Origin of the sequence: Belliella aquatica (assembly GCF_014637795.1) — a bacterium.
Taxonomy (GTDB): Bacteria; Bacteroidota; Bacteroidia; order Cytophagales; family Cyclobacteriaceae; genus Belliella; species Belliella aquatica.
Genome location: NZ_BMFD01000006.1, coordinates 154,570 through 172,409, shown reverse-complemented (window position 1 = coordinate 172,409; position 17,840 = coordinate 154,570). Strand labels below are relative to the sequence as shown.

Annotated in this window: 17 protein-coding genes; 4 read left to right on the top strand and 13 right to left on the bottom strand. The window is 38.4% G+C overall.

The genetic code is table 11. The annotated features are described in order from the left end of the window. Window positions 1-242: 242 nt before the first annotated feature. Complete coding sequence (locus IEV57_RS10775) at window positions 243-1,739, bottom strand: M28 family peptidase (protein WP_188442609.1); 1,497 nt, start codon at window positions 1,737-1,739, stop codon at window positions 243-245. A gap of 201 nt (window positions 1,740-1,940) precedes the next feature. Here IEV57_RS10775 and gcvP point away from each other — a divergent pair, with 201 nt between their 5' ends. Further along, window positions 1,941-4,835 (top strand): aminomethyl-transferring glycine dehydrogenase, encoded by a 2,895-nt coding sequence (gene gcvP / locus IEV57_RS10770; protein WP_188442607.1) that lies wholly within the window; start codon window positions 1,941-1,943, stop codon window positions 4,833-4,835. Window positions 4,836-4,982: 147 nt separating this feature from the next. Here the strand turns inward: gcvP and IEV57_RS10765 are convergent, their stop codons facing one another. The 8 genes from IEV57_RS10765 to IEV57_RS10730 form a co-directional block, all read right to left on the bottom strand. Next, on the bottom strand, window positions 4,983-5,180 hold the full coding sequence (locus IEV57_RS10765; RefSeq protein WP_014772151.1) for a hypothetical protein: 198 nt from the start codon (window positions 5,178-5,180) through the stop codon (window positions 4,983-4,985). Between the two features lie 81 nt (window positions 5,181-5,261). Further along, window positions 5,262-6,575: a ribosome biogenesis GTPase Der gene (der, locus tag IEV57_RS10760; RefSeq protein ID WP_188442605.1), complete on the bottom strand. Its 1,314-nt coding sequence runs from the start codon at window positions 6,573-6,575 to the stop codon at window positions 5,262-5,264. Window positions 6,576-6,586: 11 nt separating this feature from the next. Next, a complete protein-coding gene (gene era / locus IEV57_RS10755; RefSeq protein ID WP_188442603.1) occupies window positions 6,587-7,477 on the bottom strand; it encodes a GTPase Era in 891 nt (296 codons plus the stop codon). A 224-nt stretch (window positions 7,478-7,701) separates the two neighbouring features. Then, window positions 7,702-8,607 carry an L-serine ammonia-lyase, iron-sulfur-dependent, subunit alpha gene (sdaAA, locus tag IEV57_RS10750; RefSeq protein ID WP_188442601.1) on the bottom strand — a complete coding sequence of 302 codons (906 nt, stop codon included), beginning with the start codon at window positions 8,605-8,607 and terminating at the stop codon, window positions 7,702-7,704. A 108-nt stretch (window positions 8,608-8,715) separates the two neighbouring features. Next, a complete protein-coding gene (locus IEV57_RS10745; RefSeq protein ID WP_229744390.1) occupies window positions 8,716-9,672 on the bottom strand; it encodes an FKBP-type peptidyl-prolyl cis-trans isomerase in 957 nt (318 codons plus the stop codon). A gap of 10 nt (window positions 9,673-9,682) precedes the next feature. Beyond that, complete coding sequence (locus tag IEV57_RS10740; protein ID WP_188442599.1) at window positions 9,683-11,104, bottom strand: outer membrane beta-barrel protein; 1,422 nt, start codon at window positions 11,102-11,104, stop codon at window positions 9,683-9,685. Continuing rightward, window positions 11,085-11,633 (bottom strand): RNA polymerase sigma factor, encoded by a 549-nt coding sequence (locus tag IEV57_RS10735; protein ID WP_188442597.1) that lies wholly within the window; start codon window positions 11,631-11,633, stop codon window positions 11,085-11,087. Before IEV57_RS10735 ends, IEV57_RS10740 begins: the two co-directional genes overlap by 20 nt. Window positions 11,634-11,826: 193 nt before the next feature. After that, window positions 11,827-12,231, bottom strand: coding sequence for an OsmC family protein (locus IEV57_RS10730; protein WP_188442595.1), 405 nt, complete (start codon window positions 12,229-12,231; stop codon window positions 11,827-11,829). Between the two features lie 66 nt (window positions 12,232-12,297). Here IEV57_RS10730 and IEV57_RS10725 point away from each other — a divergent pair, with 66 nt between their 5' ends. Both IEV57_RS10725 and lipA read left to right on the top strand, forming a co-directional pair. Further along, entirely contained in the window at window positions 12,298-13,029 is a 732-nt protein-coding gene (locus IEV57_RS10725) for a hypothetical protein (RefSeq protein WP_188442594.1), read from the top strand. 62 nt (window positions 13,030-13,091) lie between these two features. Then, entirely contained in the window at window positions 13,092-13,970 is an 879-nt protein-coding gene (gene lipA, locus IEV57_RS10720; protein WP_188442592.1) for a lipoyl synthase, read from the top strand. A 38-nt stretch (window positions 13,971-14,008) separates the two neighbouring features. Here lipA and IEV57_RS10715 read toward each other — a convergent pair whose 3' ends face one another. The 3 genes from IEV57_RS10715 to IEV57_RS10705 form a co-directional block, all read right to left on the bottom strand. Continuing rightward, window positions 14,009-14,449: a UPF0158 family protein gene (locus IEV57_RS10715; RefSeq protein ID WP_188442584.1), complete on the bottom strand. Its 441-nt coding sequence runs from the start codon at window positions 14,447-14,449 to the stop codon at window positions 14,009-14,011. Between the two features lie 82 nt (window positions 14,450-14,531). Beyond that, on the bottom strand, window positions 14,532-15,170 hold the full coding sequence (locus tag IEV57_RS10710; protein WP_188442582.1) for an alpha/beta hydrolase: 639 nt from the start codon (window positions 15,168-15,170) through the stop codon (window positions 14,532-14,534). Beyond that, window positions 15,170-15,652 (bottom strand): cytidine deaminase, encoded by a 483-nt coding sequence (locus IEV57_RS10705; protein WP_188442579.1) that lies wholly within the window; start codon window positions 15,650-15,652, stop codon window positions 15,170-15,172. The genes IEV57_RS10710 and IEV57_RS10705 overlap by 1 nt, the downstream gene beginning before the upstream one ends. Window positions 15,653-15,787: 135 nt before the next feature. On the opposite strand from IEV57_RS10705, the gene IEV57_RS10700 reads away from it, so the two are divergent. Then, the gene (locus IEV57_RS10700; RefSeq protein ID WP_188442577.1) at window positions 15,788-17,119 is read left to right on the top strand and encodes a saccharopine dehydrogenase family protein; all 1,332 of its coding nucleotides are present in this window, start codon (window positions 15,788-15,790) and stop codon (window positions 17,117-17,119) included. Here the strand turns inward: IEV57_RS10700 and IEV57_RS10695 are convergent. Further along, entirely contained in the window at window positions 17,116-17,829 is a 714-nt protein-coding gene (locus IEV57_RS10695; protein WP_188442575.1) for a tRNA1(Val) (adenine(37)-N6)-methyltransferase, read from the bottom strand. The two genes, IEV57_RS10700 and IEV57_RS10695, sit on opposite strands and share 4 nt — an antisense overlap. Window positions 17,830-17,840 lie beyond the last annotated feature (11 nt).

Sequence of the window (17,840 nt, the reverse complement as noted above, 5' to 3'; positions counted from 1 at the left end):
TGGAGTATCTTGTGGTTTCTCGCTAAGCCTGTCCCGTAGAATTACAGGAGGATGCGAAGTACGCTAACGAATCTTATGTCTTGTATCTTGTGTCTCATATCTCATTTCAAAAACAAAAAAACCTGCCAGAATCAATATCCAGCAGGCCTTAATTTAAAAATTTTGATATAAATCTAAAATCTGAATTCTTCCCGATAGCTATCGGGACTAAGATTCTTCATCCCTCAGATTTCATCTTTTTATTATCTGTCCGTTCTTGTGTTCGTTCCATCTACAGGAGTTCTTTGCTCTCTGTTAGCTAGATCCCAAGAAGTATGGAAGATCAATTTTGCTCTTTTTGTCATCAAAGGGAATTCTATTTTATCAACTGTGTCTGTGTGCTGATGGTAATCATCATGAACACCATTGAAGAAGAAAATTACAGGAATATTGTTTTTTGCAAAGTTGTAATGATCCGATCTGTAGTAGAATCTGTTTGGATCATCCTCTGCATCATATCTGTAATCCAATTTCAAACCAGTGTAAGTAATGTTATTGTATTCGTTGATCACTTTCAATTGTGAAGAAAGCATCTCAGAACCGATTACATATACATAGTCTTGGTCTTCGGCATCTTGATATTCATAATCTATTCTACCCACCATATCAATGTTGATGTTGTTCACTGTATTTTCCAATGGGAAGATTGGGTTGTTGGCATAGTATTCAGAACCCAAAAGTCCTTTTTCTTCACCTGTTACATTCAAGAAAAGAATGCTTCTTCTTGGCTTGATACCATCTTTGGCCGCAGCTGCGAATGCCTCAGCAATCTGCATCACAGAGACAGTTCCAGAACCATCATCATCTGCACCATTGTTGATTCTTCCTTGGCTGTCGATACCAGTATGGTCATAATGAGATGAAATCACCAAAACTTCATCCTTCTTGTCTGTACCTTCCAAATAACCCATTACATTTTCAGTAGGAACCAATTTGGTAGCTTTCTTAATCAAATAAGAAGCTTTTTGAGACTTGATTGACTCAGGGTTGTTTTTTGCTGCTTCTTTCAAAATCTCCACAGGAGTTCCGAATAGCGAAGACATTTTATCAGAGCTTACCAAGAAGATCGGTTCTTGTTTAGAAGGTTGTTCGAAACCTAATCTACCTCTACCGCTAAGTGATTTATATCTGTTTGCCAGTCTATCAAAATTTGCCTGACCTTCCATTGTTACGATTACGATACCCGCAGCACCTGCATCCATCACATCTCTCACAACAGTCTGTGCTCTTTCACCGATCGCCCAAAGGCCAACAAGCTTACCTTTGACATCTACTTTGGCTAAGTTCTCTTCAGAAGCAAGACCCAAGAATACCAAGTCAGCTTTGGCAGCTTTTTTCATATCTCCGTCACCGATGAAAACAAAATCTTCATTGTTGACAAGCTTCTGCTTTCCAACTGTCATGTTCACTTCTGAAAAAGAAACTGAAGCTAAGTTGAATTTTTGAAGGTATTCACCATTCACAGGACCTGCAAGACCTAAAGTTTTATAATGATTGGCTAAATATTCAGCAGCCATTTTTTGACCTTTTTCTCCTGTATCTCTTCCTTCCATTTCGTCAGAAGCCAGGTAAGTCAATTTTTCTTCTAAGCCCGCAGCAGTGATTTTTTCTGCATATTTCAAGGCTGTAGCATCTTGTGCACTCACCTGATAGGTCAGACACAATGATAACATTCCTGCTATCCAATAATTTCTCTTCATAAATAAAATCTAATGGTTTTCTAAACTAGAGTATAAACTTAGAAATATTTCTTAATAGATTAAAACCGTTTATCAATTTGAACTGTTACGGTGGTATAAATCTTAGAGTTATCAAATTGATATCCTACAATAATTTATACCTTTGCGGTACGAAAATCAATGAGGATATAACCCCAATAAATTCCCTTTACATTATTGATTATGAAGATTAATCTTTCCCCATCTACAAAGTTTGAAAATAGGCATAATGGACCATCTCAGGAAGATGTGAACATGATGCTTGAAAAAATTGGTGCTGCTTCAATTGACGAGTTAATTGATCAAACCATCCCAAAATCTATTCAATTGACGAAGCCTTTGGACTTGCCAAGCGCAAAATCTGAAGCTGCTTTTTTGAAAGAATTCAAGACTTTGGCTTCAAAGAATAAAATCTTCAAATCATTTATTGGTTTGGGATATTATGATACTATCGTACCAGGTGTGATTTTGAGAAATGTGCTTGAAAATCCAGGATGGTACACCGCCTATACTCCTTATCAGGCTGAAATTGCTCAAGGAAGACTTGAAGCTTTGATCAACTACCAGACGATGGTCATGGATTTGACCAAAATGGAAATGGCAAATGCATCTCTTCTTGATGAAGCAACGGCTGCTGCTGAAGCGATGACGATGTTACACGCCTCTAAGCCTAGAGAAAAGAAAAATGCAAACAAATTTTTCGTAGATGAAAAAGTATTTCCTCAGACAAGAGACTTGTTGATCACGCGCTCTACTCCTGTTGGAATTGAACTGGTGATTGCACCTTTATCTGAGTTGGACTTGACTGATGCTGATATTTTCGGAGTATTGATACAGTATCCAAATATGGATGGAGAAGTGATTGATCACGCTGCTCTTGTCGCTGCTGCGAAAGAAAACAATGTATTGACTGCATTTGCAACTGATCTTTTGAGCTTAACACTATTGACACCTCCAGGAGAAATGGGAGCTGATGTAGTAGTAGGTACCAGCCAAAGATTGGGTGTTCCAATGGGCTTTGGAGGACCTCATGCAGCATTCTTCGCAACAAAAGAAACTTACAAAAGACAAGTTCCGGGTAGAATCATTGGTGTGTCACAAGACAGAGATGGAAACAAAGCTTACAGAATGGCTTTGCAAACCCGAGAGCAACATATTAAAAGAGAAAAAGCAACTTCCAACATCTGTACTGCTCAAGTATTGCTTGCAGTAATGGCAGGAATGTATTCTGTATATCACGGACCAAAAGGCTTGAAAGAGATTGCAGCTAGAACACATGGATTAGCAAGTTTGACTGCGCAGGCTTTGAAAGTAATGGGATTTGAGCAGGAAAACAGCAACTTTTTCGATACAATCAAAATAAAAGTTGATGCGGTACAGCAATCAAAAATTCAAGCATTTGCACTTTCTGCGGAAATGAACTTCAGATATGAAGAAGGAGCTATTTTCCTTTCTTTTGATGAACCAAAAACGCTTGAAGATGTAAAAGATGTGATTGAAGTATTTGCTAAATCAACCAATCAAAAAGCAGAAATCAACTGGGACGAATTGATCGAAGGATTGGAAATAAACCTTCCAAAAGGTCTGGAAAGAACTTCGGATTATTTGACTCACCCTGTATTTAACCAATTCCATGCTGAGCACGAGATGTTGAGATACATCAAGCGTTTGGAAAACAAAGATCTTTCATTGGTGCATTCAATGATTTCATTGGGCTCATGTACCATGAAGTTGAATGCAACAACAGAAATGATTCCTGTTACTTGGCCAGAATTTGGCCAATTGCACCCGTTCTGCCCACAGGATCAGGCAGCAGGATATTATGAATTGTTCCAAAACTTGAGAAACTGGCTCACAGAAATCACAGGATTTGCTGATACTTCTCTACAGCCAAACTCTGGTGCTCAAGGAGAGTACGCTGGATTAATGGTCATCAGAGCTTACCACATGAGCAGAGGCGATCACCACAGAAATATTGCAATCATTCCAACTTCCGCTCACGGAACCAACCCTGCTTCTGCTGTCATGGCAGGAATGAAAGTGGTATTGGTGAAGTGTGATGAAAAAGGAAATATCGATATCGATGATTTAAGACAAAAAGCAGAAGCACATAGCAATGAATTGGCTGCTTTGATGGTAACCTATCCTTCTACTCACGGTGTGTTTGAAGAGGCTATCCAAGAAATTTGTCAAATCATCCACGACCATGGTGGACAAGTCTATATGGATGGTGCCAACATGAATGCACAAGTTGGATTGACAAGCCCAGGAAGAATTGGTGCTGATGTTTGTCATTTGAACCTTCATAAAACTTTCTGTATCCCTCACGGTGGTGGTGGACCTGGCATGGGGCCGATTTCTGTAGCTGAGCAACTAGTACCTTTCCTTCCTGGAAATCCTTTGGTTCAGACTGGTGGCACCCAGGCGATCAATGCAATTTCAGCAGCACCTTTCGGTAGTGCTAGCATCTTACCTATCTCTTATGCTTACATCGCCATGATGGGCGGAGATGGCTTGACGAATGCTACAAAAATCGCAATTCTGAATGCTAACTATATCAAAGTAAAATTAGAGCAATATTATCCAATTCTTTACACTGGTATCGGTGGCAGAGCAGCGCACGAAATGATCTTGGACTGCCGAGCTTTCAAAGAAGTCGGAATAGAGGTAGAGGACATCGCTAAGCGATTGATGGATTACGGATTCCATGCACCAACAGTATCATTCCCGGTAGCCGGAACACTGATGATCGAGCCAACTGAATCAGAAACCGTAGTTGAATTGGATAGATTCTGTGATGCGATGATCGCTATCAGAGCAGAGATTCAAGAAGTATATGATGGAGTTGCGGATAAAGAGAATAACGTTCTGAAAAACGCACCACATACGGCTGTTCTAGCTTTGGCAGACAATTGGGACCTGCCTTATACGAGAGAAAAGGCAGTCTATCCGCTTCCTTATGTTAGAGGAAATAAATTCTGGCCAACAGTAAGAAGAATCGATTCTGCTTTTGGTGATAGAAACCTAATCTGTAGCTGTATTCCTGTTGAAGAATATGCTTCGGAAGTAGAAGGATAAAAACAAAAAATCCCCTATCGGAATCGATAGGGGATTTTTTGTTTTTATCTACTTATTGAATTCGGAAAATCTTTTCCTGACATGATCAATTACAAAAAAACCCTCTGATTGCTCAGAGGGTTTTTAAATTTTAGAATTGAGGGTTGATTAACCTTCAACAGTTTCTTCAACTTCTACAGCAACCTCTTCAGTAGCTTCAACAGCTTCTTCGATTACTTCTTCAGTTGCCTCTTCAGTCTCTTCGATTACTACTTCAATCTCAGTTTCTTCAGAAACTTCTTTGTTGCCACAAGATGCAGTGAATAACATTCCTGCTACAGCGAATAATGCAAATACCTTTTTCATTTTTTTGTTTGTTTCTTAAATTAAGCATGCAAATGTAACACCGTTTATGTAATTGTCAAGTGTTTTTCACAAATTTATTTTTTACTTCTTTTTATACGTGATTTTGATCGGAACACCCTCAAAATCAAAGTTTTCTCTAAGCCTATTTTCCAAGTACCTCGTGTAAGGATTCTTGATATATTGAGGTAAATTACAGAAGAAAGCAAAAACCGGATTTTTGGTCGGAAGTTGAGTCACATACTTGATCTTAATGTACTTTCCTTTCCATGCTGGTGGTGGGTATTTTTCGATCTCAGCCAACATCACATCATTGATTTTTGAAGTTGTCACCTTTCTAGTTTTATTTTCATAAACCTTCACTGCCAACTCAATCGCTTGAAAGATTCTTTGCTTGGTCAACACTGAGGTGAAGATCATTGGAATCCAACGATTCTCACCCAACTTCTCAATCATATCTTTTTTGATGGTATCCATGGTCTTATGATCTTTTTCGACCAAATCCCATTTATTCACCATGATCATGATTCCTTTGTTGTTTTTGATACCCAAAGAGATCAAATTCATATCCTGCGCTTCAAATCCTCTCTCAGCATCGATCATCACAATAATCACATCAGACTCCTCTAATGTTCTCAAAGAACGCATCACCGAATAAAATTCAATATCTTCTTTTACTTTGGACTTCTTACGAATACCTGCTGTATCTGTAATTATGAAATCTTGCCCATAAAGCTTGTATCTCGTATTGATCGCATCTCTTGTAGTGCCAGCTTCATCTGTTACGATGGATCTTTCTGTTCCAAGCAGTGCATTTAGAAAAGATGATTTCCCAACATTTGGTCTTCCGAGAATAGAAATCTTCGGAATCCCTTCATCGGGATCTTCTATTCCTCCTTCTGGAAAATGTTTGATCACTTCATCCAGCAAGTCACCTGTTCCGCTTCCTGAAACAGCTGCGATTGGGAACACATCATAATCTCCTAAACCTAAGGCATAGAACTCAGATGCATTCAATTCTTTTTCTTGCGTGTCTGCTTTGTTAGCGACAATATAAACTGGCTTTTTAGAGGATCTAAGCACATTTGCAAACTCCTTGTCCAAATCAGTCAATCCATCATGACAATCTACAACAAAAAGGATCACGTTGGCTTCTTCGATTGCCAAGGTTACTTGTTTTCTGATCTCAGCTTCGAATACATCATCCGAACCGATAACATAACCACCAGTGTCAATCACTGAAAAGTATTTTCCTCCCCACTGTGCGTGACCATAATGCCTATCACGGGTAACCCCAGATAAGTTATCCTCTATCGCTTTTCTTTCCTCAACCAAGCGATTGAAAAAGGTAGATTTCCCTACATTAGGTCTCCCTACAATTGCTACTATATTTGACATTTTCTTATTTCTTATTGGTCGTAACCAAATTTCTTCAACTTATTTTTGTTCTTTCTCCAATCCTCTTCCACTTTGACATACGTCTCTAGGAAGATTTTCTTACCAAAGAAATTTTCCATCTCAGCCCTAGCTTGGATACCAACTCGTTTGAGTGCTTTTCCGCCTTCCCCGATGATGATCCCTTTTTGGCTATTGCGCTCTACATAAATGATGGCGCGTACACGGATGATATTTTCTTCTTCATAAAAATCCTCAATAGCAACTTCAGTGCTGTAGGGGATTTCTTTTTTATAATTGATGAAAATCTTTTCGCGCACGATTTCAGAGGCGAAAAATCGCTCTGGTTTGTCTGTCAATTCAGCCTTGTCATAAAATGGAGGATGAAAAGGTAGACGGTCTAGAATTTCTTGGAGAATTCGCTCAGTGTTGAAGCTTTCGGTTGCAGAAATAGGAATAACGCTTTCTGTCTTGATGCGCTGTGTCCAATAGGCTGTTAACTCTTCAAGTTGACCTTCTTTAGAAAGATCTACTTTATTGATAACAAGGAGTACAGGTACGCCTGACTGGTTGATCTTTTCTATTACGTCTTCTATTTCTTCGTCTGTTTCGAATAGATCGGTTACGAAAAGTATCACATCTGCATCCTCCAATGACATGTGGACAAAACTCATCATGTTTTTGTGAAGCTCATACTTAGGCTTCAACATTCCCGGTGTATCCGAGAAGACTACTTGATAGTTGTCATCATTGATTAGGCCCATGATCCTATGACGGGTCGTCTGGGCTTTGGAGGAGATAATCGAAAGTCTTTCACCTATAAGCACATTCATCAAGGTGGACTTGCCGACATTGGGTTTCCCAATGATATTGACAAAGCCTGCTTTGTGTGTGTTTTCGGTCATGACAATAATTTTGCACAAAGGTACTTGATTTTTTCCGAGTGATAATACTATTGAACAAATTAACCAAAGAAAGTTTGGAAATTAAAAAAATCTAGGAATCGGCCAACGGTCTTACTTTTGATTTTATTTATTATATATGTCCGCTTTTACACCAGTAGCTACTTAAAATATTCTTATTCCTATATTTGAAGTGCTACTGGTATCATTGCGGATAATCATATTATTTATTCAACATCCTCATCAGGCAACATCTCAATATCCTGAATTAAGACTCTTTTTGAGATGTTTTGACCTGTAAGCGTAGCTGCTAGGCCTCCCATAGCGGTTTCTTTGTACTTGCTTTCCATGCTAGAACCGATTTCACCCATTGCCTCCACGCATTCATCTACAGGAATCACTGCACTCACATCAGCCAAAGCAATTTGTGCTGAGCTATTCGCAATGGCAGCCGCACTTGCATTTCTAACCACGCAGGGCACTTCTACCAATCCAGCAACTGGATCACAAACTAATCCAAGCATACATTGAATAGTAATTGCAACAGCATTAAAAATTTGATCAATCGATCCTCCAAGACAATAGACCATTGCTCCAGCAGCCATCGCCGCAGCAGAGCCAGTTTCTGCTTGACAGCCACCAACAGCTCCCGCCAAACTTGCTTTCTCTTCAATAATTAAAGCGATTCCTGCTCCTACTAAAAGTCCCTCGAGGATTTTTCTATCTGAAAGTTCATGGATTTCTTGAAGCGTATATAATGTTCCTGGCAAAATCCCAGATGCTCCTGCCGTAGGTGCAGCTACAACCCTACCCATGCAAGAATTCACTTCTTTTGCTGCAAGCGCTCTTGAAATCAATCTTTGAAATTCAGGTGATAAAACTACCACAGGATGCTTATAAACCTTCTTTGCTCCGTTGTTGATCATACCTGATCGGGAAGTCATTTCTTCATTGAGTCCTGTTTCTACAGCATCTTTCATGACCCCATAGGCGTGCTGCAATCCATCCCAAATGGCTTGCTCTTGCTTTCCTTTTTGGACTGTCTCATATTCGATAACTGCCTCGAATAGTTCTACATTATTTGCTTCACAATACTGCTTCCAGCCTTCAAAACTGGCAAAAAGATAACTCATGACTTATTTGGGTTTATAACAGAACAAAGTTGAACAATGATAACCACAAAACAAATTTCAAAAGATTAAAAAATCCCCTTCAATATTAACTGAAGGGGATGAGAAAGCTTACTTCACTTCTTTAATGGTAGTTTTGAAAAAAATGGGCTCAAAAGGTCTTGCGACTGAGTTGAGTGCTCCTTTATTAAATAAATCCTGCCTGATTTGAAATGGAAAAACCTGGGCGGTGGTTCCAAAAGCTAATTGAGAAGGAGAGAATACTTCTATTTTCATCCCAGCTTTTGAGTCCTTCAAAATTAGATTCAGAAAATCTAAATTACCTTGATCTCCAACTTTCACTTGTAAGGGTGAATTGGCATTGGTCTTCGAAATTACTGTTTCGGAACCCATTTGTGTCAATTCAAATTCAAAAGCTACAATATCATCCACGGCAGCCACTTTAGCGTCTGTAGCACTTTCGTCCGTAATTTTCACATAAAGCCCTTCTTCTGTCCTTTCAAAACCAATTTTCCCTTGCTCTTCTAGATAGGCTTGAATCAAGCTATCCTCTAAATCTTCCACTTCTTCTTCAGAGAGAATACTTGCATATTTTATTTTGATTTCTAAGTTGGAATTTGGTAGAATCAACTGTTGAAAACTATATTCCTGATATGCCAAAAATGAAGGCGCATAAATTATAAAAGTCTCCCCTTCTTTCCCCAAACCTGAACTGAAATTCATTACACGAGGCACAAGTCCTCCCTCATCATGAAGAAAAATCCTTGGTAGCTTTGTCTCATCAAGATAGCTATCTATCAATTGTCCATCTATCGTTTTGATTTCATAGTATATGCCTAAAATATCTTTATTAACAATTTGGTTTCCTACGTCATTTGACTCCGCTTTTTGATAAAAATATCCCAGAGGATTTTCAATGGCATCAATTCCATTTCTCTCCAAATATGCCTTCAACAACCTTGTGTCTCTATTTACAATTTTTTCGTAATCAGACGCTTGATCTGAAAGACAACTTGTCATCACTGCCAGCAATACAATTAGAAGCGAAGGCAATTTCATTAATTTCATACTCTATAATTTATTTTTTGATTTGAAAATTCATTCTCAAGTTTAATCCACCTATGGCAAATTGTTGGTTGACGAAAGTTTGACCTCCCACGGATAATTTATAAAAAGGCTCAACCGATATAAATGTTCCATTTTTCAGATTGTACTCGTAGCCTAAAGACAGGTTCACCATTTGACCAACATTAACATCACCGCCATCATCAGTACTACTTGGTGTGACTGTTTCTGTAAAAGTCTGTACAGCTTGCTGATTTAACATCAGTCCATTGTTTGCAAAATTAGCAGAAGTAAATGTCCCAACATTCTTTTGATTCAAATAAACCATATTCGACACTCCTGTGATCAAATAAAAATCCGAATCTTTATTTTCAATAATTTTATATTTGAGATTCAGAGGAATTTCCAGCTGACCAAAACTCAGTTCATAAGTTGCATTTACAAAATTATTGGAGAAACTAGCTGTTCTGAAATCTCCAATCGGACTATCCATGCTACTTGTTGCTCTTACCTCTTGGTTCACATTTGGATTGATAGATTGTTGTGCATAAGCAAGTCCTACATCAAGTTTTAACCTTTTCGAAAAGGAAAATTCAGACATCAACCCTGCACCTAAGTTCATCGCTTGCGTATTGCTGGAAATGGTCTGTGGAGCTAAAATCACTCCCAATCTCATCACTTTATCAAGATCCTTTGATTTGACTTCTTTATCACTGTCTGTCAAATCTTCTTTTAGCCAAGCATCTATCATCTTCTGCGCTTCTTGTTCATCCGCAAGCAGAGCATTTTTTAACTCAAATTCTGAGATTAGGCTTTTCGGTTTTTCTACTTTTTCTTTTTCAGCAAGAGCGGGAGTAGAATTGCCTTTCTCTTGAATATTTTCAGTGATGAAGGATTTATTTTCATCTATTTTGGTAGGCAATATAGAACTGATTGAGCTATCTGATTTAGGATCGTTGACACTTTCCTTACTCAAATTTTGATTTTGTGCTACATTTCTAGAGGATTCGGTTTGATTTTTCGCGACGCTAGAATTTCTTTCTGTTGCTAAATCTTCACTTTGGCTTGCTCTTTCTTTATTTGCTTCTCCTCTATTTTTTCCAATATCATTTTCAGAATTATCAAATATTGAAATCTCTTCCTTAGAGCTTGATTCCTCACTTTGTTCTGAAATTTTTTCATCTTCAAGCAAAGAAATTACCTCTTGATTGAACTGATCAATATCATTGAATGGTGACAAAAGGAGAATTCCAATCAACAGACTCGCTGCGATCCCAGAAGTCCACCAAATCCATGCGAACTTTTTGCGTGGCGCTTTGGACCTGAAATAAGTTGCTGAGAATTTCTCCCATTGTTTGGGATCAAAAGGCTCTTGGTGATTAGCAAAGGAGTCTTTGATTTTTTCAGCAAGTTTTTTATCGAACTGCTCCTTCATTATTGATATGATTAAGTGCTACTATTTTTTCTCTTAAATATTGCTTTGCTCTTGCGAGATAGGTTCTCGATGAACTAGGAGGGATTCCAAGTTCATCGCCAATTTCTTTGTGCGAATACCCCTCGATCTCGTACATGTTGAAGACAATTCTCAACATCTCTGGAAGGCTCCTCAAGGCTTGAAGAATATCTTCTTGGGAAAGTTGATCAATGATCTCGGGGTTACTACTTTCGAAAGCTGCTTCGTCAATGTCCATGACTGCAAAGTGCTTTACATTCTTTCTGTAATAATCGATAGAGGTGTTGACCAAAATTCTTCTAAACCAGCCTTTGAAGGAGTTTTTTTCTTGATATTGATCAAGCTTGTCAAACATTTTCATGAAGCTGTCATTGACAATTTCACAGGCTTCATCTCTAGAATTGGAGTAGCGCAAAGCAATACTTATAGCATAGCCATAGAAATGCTTATATAGCATTTCCAAAGATTTTGGATCTCCATTTCTGGCTTTTTGAATAAGGTGCTGCTCCAACGAACCGGTTTATTTTCCTAAGTATAAATACAAGACGCAAAAAATCATGAAAGTGCTACAATGAAACATCAATTGTTTTTGCTTGCACGATTTCAGAATTGAAATGTGTACAATGCTGCTGATAAATAAATTAAAAATAGACCAATATCAAATTAGCGTGATTTGTCTTTAGTACATCAAATGCTAATCTAGCTTAAAAATTGAAAATAACCGTCTGCTTAAGTTCTGGGTCTAGGCTTAGGGCAACTGGGCAGGTTTTTGCTGCATTTTTTAATTTTTGAAGCATTTTTTCATCCTCAGGAGCATTTTCCCAATGAAACTCTACGATGATTTCAGCAATTTTCCTTGGATGAGGATTCATTACTTTGGTTACTTCCCAAGTCAACCCTTCCATCTGTAGTCCATCTCTTTCAGCCACGATTCCCATGATCGTCACCATACAGCTTCCCAAAGCCGCAGCTACAAGATCCGTCGGTGAAAAAGCTTCTCCTTTTCCATTGTTATCTATCGGCGCATCAGTGATAACTTCAGTTCCTGACTGAAGGTGTTTCATTTGGGTTCTAAGATTTCCTAAATATGAACTTTTAATAGTAGGCATAAACTCTTACTTTTATTTTTGGTTTAGTAACTTAGAACCAAAATTAGCGTTAATTTCCTGATAACTATGACAAAGGGATTAAAATATATCATCACAGGCCTGTTTGCATTGATTTGGATCGACGGGTACGGACAGAGAGAAGATGCTGGGAATTATGAGTATGACCAAGAGATTTTTTTTGGACTCAATAAAAATACAAATGGAGGCCTAATCGGCGGAGCATCTTTCAAAGTGGGCTTCAGATTGGACGATACCAATTTCCAGTTTTTTGGCGTGGACCTAGCCAATGTCAAAAATCCCAAAGAAGTTAGATACAACACTGTATTAGGCAATTCTTATGTTTATGGTAAATCTAATTATCTCTACGCCATTAGACCTTACTATGGTAGGGAGATTATATTATTCAATAAAGCACCACAACAAGGCGTTCAGATTTCTGCTTTGGCAGCAGTAGGGCCATCAATTGGACTGATTTCCCCATACATCATAGAATATGCCGTCAGCAGAGTCGAGACAGTTCGGGAGCAATATAACCCAGAAGTACATCAAAGCAGATTCAATATCTTAGGTCCCGGAAGGATTTTTGAAGGACTAAGCCAATCAGAAATTGCCTTTGGTGGAAATGCAAAAGCAGCATTATTTTTCGAATTTGGTACATTTAAATCAAGTGCGATTGGATTGGAACTTGGTTACCAATTAGAGGGTTTTACAAAGGAAATAGAATTGATGCCGACAACTGAAAACAGACAAATCTTCCATTCGGCTTATTTCACACTATATTATGGCTTCAGGAAGTAGCCAAACCATTGGTTTTATAAACCTAATACCTTTAATTTTGCCCAATCAATAAGCTAAAAGAGATGATTGAATTACCAGTAATTTCCGAAGAATCCACAAGAAGAAAAAAACCTGATTGGCTCAGGGTGAAGTTGCCTGTCGGAAAAGAATATGCTAAAGTTAGAAAACTCGTCGATCAACATAAATTAAATACCATTTGTGAAAGTGGCAATTGCCCAAACATGGGTGAATGCTGGGGAGCTGGTACAGCCACTTTTATGATCCTCGGAAATGTATGCACAAGATCTTGCTCATTCTGCGCAGTAGCCACGGGGAGACCGCCAGAGTACGATACCGACGAGCCGAGAAGAGTTGCCGAAGCTATTCAACTGATGGGGGTCAAACACGCCGTCATCACCTCAGTCAATAGAGACGAACTAAAAGATAAAGGTGCTGAAATTTGGCATCAAACAGTCGTAGAGACAAAAAAACTCTCTCCTCAGACTACTATTGAAACACTTATTCCAGATGTAAAATCAAACTGGGATGCTTTGTATAGAATGATCAGTGGAGGACAAGAAGTAGTCTCTCACAATATGGAAACTGTGGAAAGCTTATACAGAAGAGTACGTCCACAAGCCAAATACGCTAGATCTTTAGAACAAATCAAATTGACCAAAGAATACGGCAAGAGAACCAAAACGGGGATTATGCTCGGTTTGGGAGAAAGCAAAGAAGAGGTTTTCAAAGCCATGGATGACCTTGCCGCAAATGGCTGTGACATTCTAACCCTAGGACAATATCTTCAGCCAACAAAAATGCACATCGAAGTAGCCGAATTTATCCACCCGGATATGTTTGCCCTCTATAGAGAGGAAGGGCTCAAAAGAGGTTTGAAATATGTGGAGTCGGGACCATTGGTGAGGTCTTCTTACCATGCCGAAAGACATGTCAACGTATAATAAAAGAGGCTGTGAAATTCACAGCCTCTTTTATTTATCTATTCATCTGCATAATTAAAAGCATCGACTTGCTCCATTACCCAGTCTTTATATTTATCAAGCTTATACTCTACCCAGCGTTCATTATATTTTCCAGAGCTGTCAATTAGGAATTTGAATCCTGTAGCAGCTTTTGGCTTACTCAAGGCATTGAAGAGATCGTCTTGAAAGTTTTTTTCCTTGACAACCCTGTCCGCGAAACTTTCCATCATTTGATGCTCTTGATTAGAGTCCATTTTCGTGAACTCCGCATAGTTGTCAGGATTTTCGTCTATTTCATCTAAAACATCTTCCTCTTCAGGCGTCAAATCATAGTTGAAATAATCTTCATCATCGGGCAGATGATGTATTTTCTTGCTGTTTAATTGATAAAAACAAATCATTCCTTTTTGTAGCAAGGAGGCAATTTTCTCAATTTCTTTTTCTGTCAGGGATAGCATTACAGAGGGTATGTAAAATTTTTAGAAAATTAAGTAACTGTTATTTAAAATCAAACTTTTTGACATCATGAAACCATTAATTTTATCCGATGAGTTTCATTAACGTAGGAAGATGAAGGTCATGACCTCCAGGATAATCGTATTTCTCTACTTGAATATCTAAAACTGAAATTAGCTCATCTTGTTTTTGAATAGATTCACTTGTGATGAATTCATCTTGATCTCCCAAGACAATGGCTACAGAAGTCTCTTTAAATTTATCTCCCATCTTGTCAATATGCAGGTCAGCGGCAAAACCACCTCCCCAGAGGACCAACTTTGAAATGGGTATGCTCAATTGTCCAATCCAACGACTTGCCGTAGCTGCACCTTGGGAAAAGCCTAGTACATTGATTTTTGGTAAATCTTCATATTCTTCCAATACAGAGTCTAGAAGCCTATTCAAATATTGATGGTTATTATGAATCGCTAACTCCCGCTCGTGTTTGGTCATCCAATTGGCACCAACTCTCCCATTAAACCCTTGGAGATAGCCATAATTTGTAGCTTCTGGAACCACAAAAAGACGTTCTTCAGAAAAGAGACTATTGAACTTTCTCAAGAAAAACTCTGCCAACTGGCCATAACCGTGAAATAAAATCCAAATCTCTTTTTCTTTTCCTGTCAGCGAATGTGAAAGATGATATTGCGCTGTATGCTCGTAGGATATTTCAAATTTCATCAGCTATTCAAATCATTAAATCTAAAAGGAAGCAATTGATCAATACCTGAGGCTTTGAGGATTTCTCCTTGGGGATTCAGCATCAAAATTTCAATTGGACTTTGAAATTTCACTTCATATTCATTGATCGTCTGCCTGCAAAGACCGCAAGGTGTGACTGTTGCAAACTGCTCGTCCACTCTCCTTTTTGCTACAATCGCAATTTTCTTGGGTCTCACTCCTGGAGAATTCGCCATTGCATAGCTCAAAACTGCTCGCTCTGCACAAACACCAACAGGGAAAGACACATTCTCCTGATTGTTAGCCGTGAAAACTTCTCCATTTTCTAAAAGCAATGCGGCTCCAACCAAAAAGTTGGAATAAGGCGCATGCGCATGCTCCAGAATTGACTTTGCTTTTTCTATCAATTTCGCATCTTCTTGAAGCCATTCCTCTTTTGAGAAAACTTGCAAAGACACATTTATTTCTATTTTTTTCACCATGATTTAATTTAAAAAAGGGATTGAATTAACAAAAAAAAATCGGTTTTTGTTATTCTTAGTGAATTTATCGGCCGTGATTTTTTACAATCATCCATTTTTCACATCTTCGAATATCAAACCCAAATATCTTTTATCATGCAGACCATTTTGATTTTAGGAACTGGAAAATCCTCCACATATTTAATCGAATACTTGATTGGAACAGCAGAAGCAAAAAACAGACAGATAATTTTAGCAGATATAAGTACAGAAGTCGCTGCCCAAAAAAGTGGTAATAGCCCATTTGTAATCGCTAGAGCTATTAATTTGAAAGAAAAAGAAAATCGTCAGGCTATAATTCAATTAGCAGATGTGGTGATTTCTATGCTGCCAGCATTTTTACATCCTGTGATAGCCAAAGATTGCCTTGAACTGAAAAAACACCTTTTTACAGCCTCCTACGAATCTGAGGAATTGAAGGGAATGAAAGATGAAATCGAAGAAAAGGGTCTCTTTTTTCTAAACGAATGTGGACTAGACCCTGGCATTGACCATATGTCCGCTATGAAAATCATCCACGAAGAAAAAGTTGCTGGGAATAAAATTAAAAGTTTCAAGTCCTATACAGGCGGTGTTTTAACTCCAGAAAGTGAGAACAATCCTTGGAAATATAAATTTACATGGAATCCGAGGAATGTGGTCTTAGCAGGTCAAGGGGTTTCTAGATTTATAAGAAATGGAAAGTACAAATACATTCCTTATCACATGCTTTTTAGGAGGTTGGAGACGATCACTTTTGACGAAGTGGGTGATTTCGATGGATATCCAAATAGAGATTCTTTGAGTTACAGACAAATTTACGGGTTGGAAGATATCCCAACCTTACTTAGAGGAACACTACGCAGAGCAGGTTTTTGCCAAAGTTGGGATGTGTTTGTTCAGCTTGGAATGACTGATGACAGCTTCGTGATGGATCTTCCTGAAGGATTCACTACCCGGATGTTTGTCAATTCATTTTTGCCCTATGATGAAGTGCGTCCTGTAGAAACAAAAATAAAAGACCTTCTCCCCTGGGTGACAGATGAGATTTTAGAAAAAATAGCTTGGCTTGGGTTATTTGAAGACAAAGAATTACCTCTTCTAAAAGGTAGTCCGGCTGCTATATTTCAAGTGATTTTGGAAGACAAATGGAGTTTAGAGTCAGGTGACAAAGACATGATCGTGATGCAGCATTTATTTGAGATAGAAACTCCCCACGGAACAAAAAAACTTACTTCAAGTCTCGTTTGCAAAGGCGAAAATCAGACTTACACTGCTATGGCCAAGACCGTTGGTTTGCCCCTTGCGATGGCTGTCGACCTTTTTCTCGATGGAGAAATAAAAGTTAGAGGACTTCATACTCCTGTCATTCCTGAAATTTATGATCCTATTCTCAGATTGCTAGAAATGGAAAATATTGTGTTTGAAGAAAAGGTGAGCTTTGACTAGAAAATCAACAAGAAGTCTTTTAGCAACTTTTGGTACGCATCAGCAAAAGATCCATCAGGATTTTTGATAAACAATTCATGTTCTAAAGTAGATTCATTCAAGTATGAAAAACCTTGAATCACCCGGATGATTTTGGATTCTTGTTTATCTTTCAAATTCACTTTATGAAAAGGAAAAAGCTGATGTGATTTGCAAATATTATCTAAATCCTGCATTTGTCGAGGTGGCAATATCACCCAAAACTCACCTGATTTTTTTAAGCATTTACTAACTCCTGCCACAAGTTCAGCAAAGCTCAATGCGTCATTGTGAAGTGCCTTATTTCTTTGAGCGTCTTTGGTCTTGATGTGATCGGGGAAATACGGTGGATTGCTAATAATCATGTCAAATTCCTGCTCAGACTTATCAGAATAGGTTTGAAAATCCTGATTCAGCGCAATAACTCTTTCCGCAAATTTTGACTCTTTAATATTTTCTACTGCTTGACCAAAAGCCTCAGTATCAATCTCAACGCCCAGTACTTTTGCTGTCTCAAACCTCTGCGCAAGCATCAGAGCAATGACCGCTGTACCCGTACCTATGTCCAAAATGGATTCATACGCATTCCGTCCAGCCAAAGCTCCGAGGACCACCGCATCAGTACTCACTTTCATCCCACAGCGATCTTGATTGATATTGAATTGCTTAAACTTGAAAAAAGTGTTAGACATAGGGAATTCTT

Bases quoted from the DNA above. Each gene is read 5' to 3' on its own strand.
- IEV57_RS10775 (WP_188442609.1), bottom strand. From the start codon at position 1,739: ATGAAGAGAAATTATTGGATAGCAGGAATGTTATCATTGTGTCTGACC.
- gcvP (WP_188442607.1), top strand. From the start codon at position 1,941: ATGAAGATTAATCTTTCCCCATCTACAAAGTTTGAAAATAGGCATAAT.
- IEV57_RS10765 (WP_014772151.1), bottom strand. From the start codon at position 5,180: ATGAAAAAGGTATTTGCATTATTCGCTGTAGCAGGAATGTTATTCACT.
- der (WP_188442605.1), bottom strand. From the start codon at position 6,575: ATGTCAAATATAGTAGCAATTGTAGGGAGACCTAATGTAGGGAAATCT.
- era (WP_188442603.1), bottom strand. From the start codon at position 7,477: ATGACCGAAAACACACACAAAGCAGGCTTTGTCAATATCATTGGGAAA.
- sdaAA (WP_188442601.1), bottom strand. From the start codon at position 8,607: ATGAGTTATCTTTTTGCCAGTTTTGAAGGCTGGAAGCAGTATTGTGAA.
- IEV57_RS10745 (WP_229744390.1), bottom strand. From the start codon at position 9,672: ATGAAATTAATGAAATTGCCTTCGCTTCTAATTGTATTGCTGGCAGTG.
- IEV57_RS10740 (WP_188442599.1), bottom strand. From the start codon at position 11,104: ATGAAGGAGCAGTTCGATAAAAAACTTGCTGAAAAAATCAAAGACTCC.
- IEV57_RS10730 (WP_188442595.1), bottom strand. From the start codon at position 12,231: ATGCCTACTATTAAAAGTTCATATTTAGGAAATCTTAGAACCCAAATG.
- IEV57_RS10725 (WP_188442594.1), top strand. From the start codon at position 12,298: ATGACAAAGGGATTAAAATATATCATCACAGGCCTGTTTGCATTGATT.
- lipA (WP_188442592.1), top strand. From the start codon at position 13,092: ATGATTGAATTACCAGTAATTTCCGAAGAATCCACAAGAAGAAAAAAA.
- IEV57_RS10715 (WP_188442584.1), bottom strand. From the start codon at position 14,449: ATGCTATCCCTGACAGAAAAAGAAATTGAGAAAATTGCCTCCTTGCTA.
- IEV57_RS10710 (WP_188442582.1), bottom strand. From the start codon at position 15,170: ATGAAATTTGAAATATCCTACGAGCATACAGCGCAATATCATCTTTCA.
- IEV57_RS10705 (WP_188442579.1), bottom strand. From the start codon at position 15,652: ATGGTGAAAAAAATAGAAATAAATGTGTCTTTGCAAGTTTTCTCAAAA.
- IEV57_RS10700 (WP_188442577.1), top strand. From the start codon at position 15,788: ATGCAGACCATTTTGATTTTAGGAACTGGAAAATCCTCCACATATTTA.
- IEV57_RS10695 (WP_188442575.1), bottom strand. From the start codon at position 17,829: ATGTCTAACACTTTTTTCAAGTTTAAGCAATTCAATATCAATCAAGAT.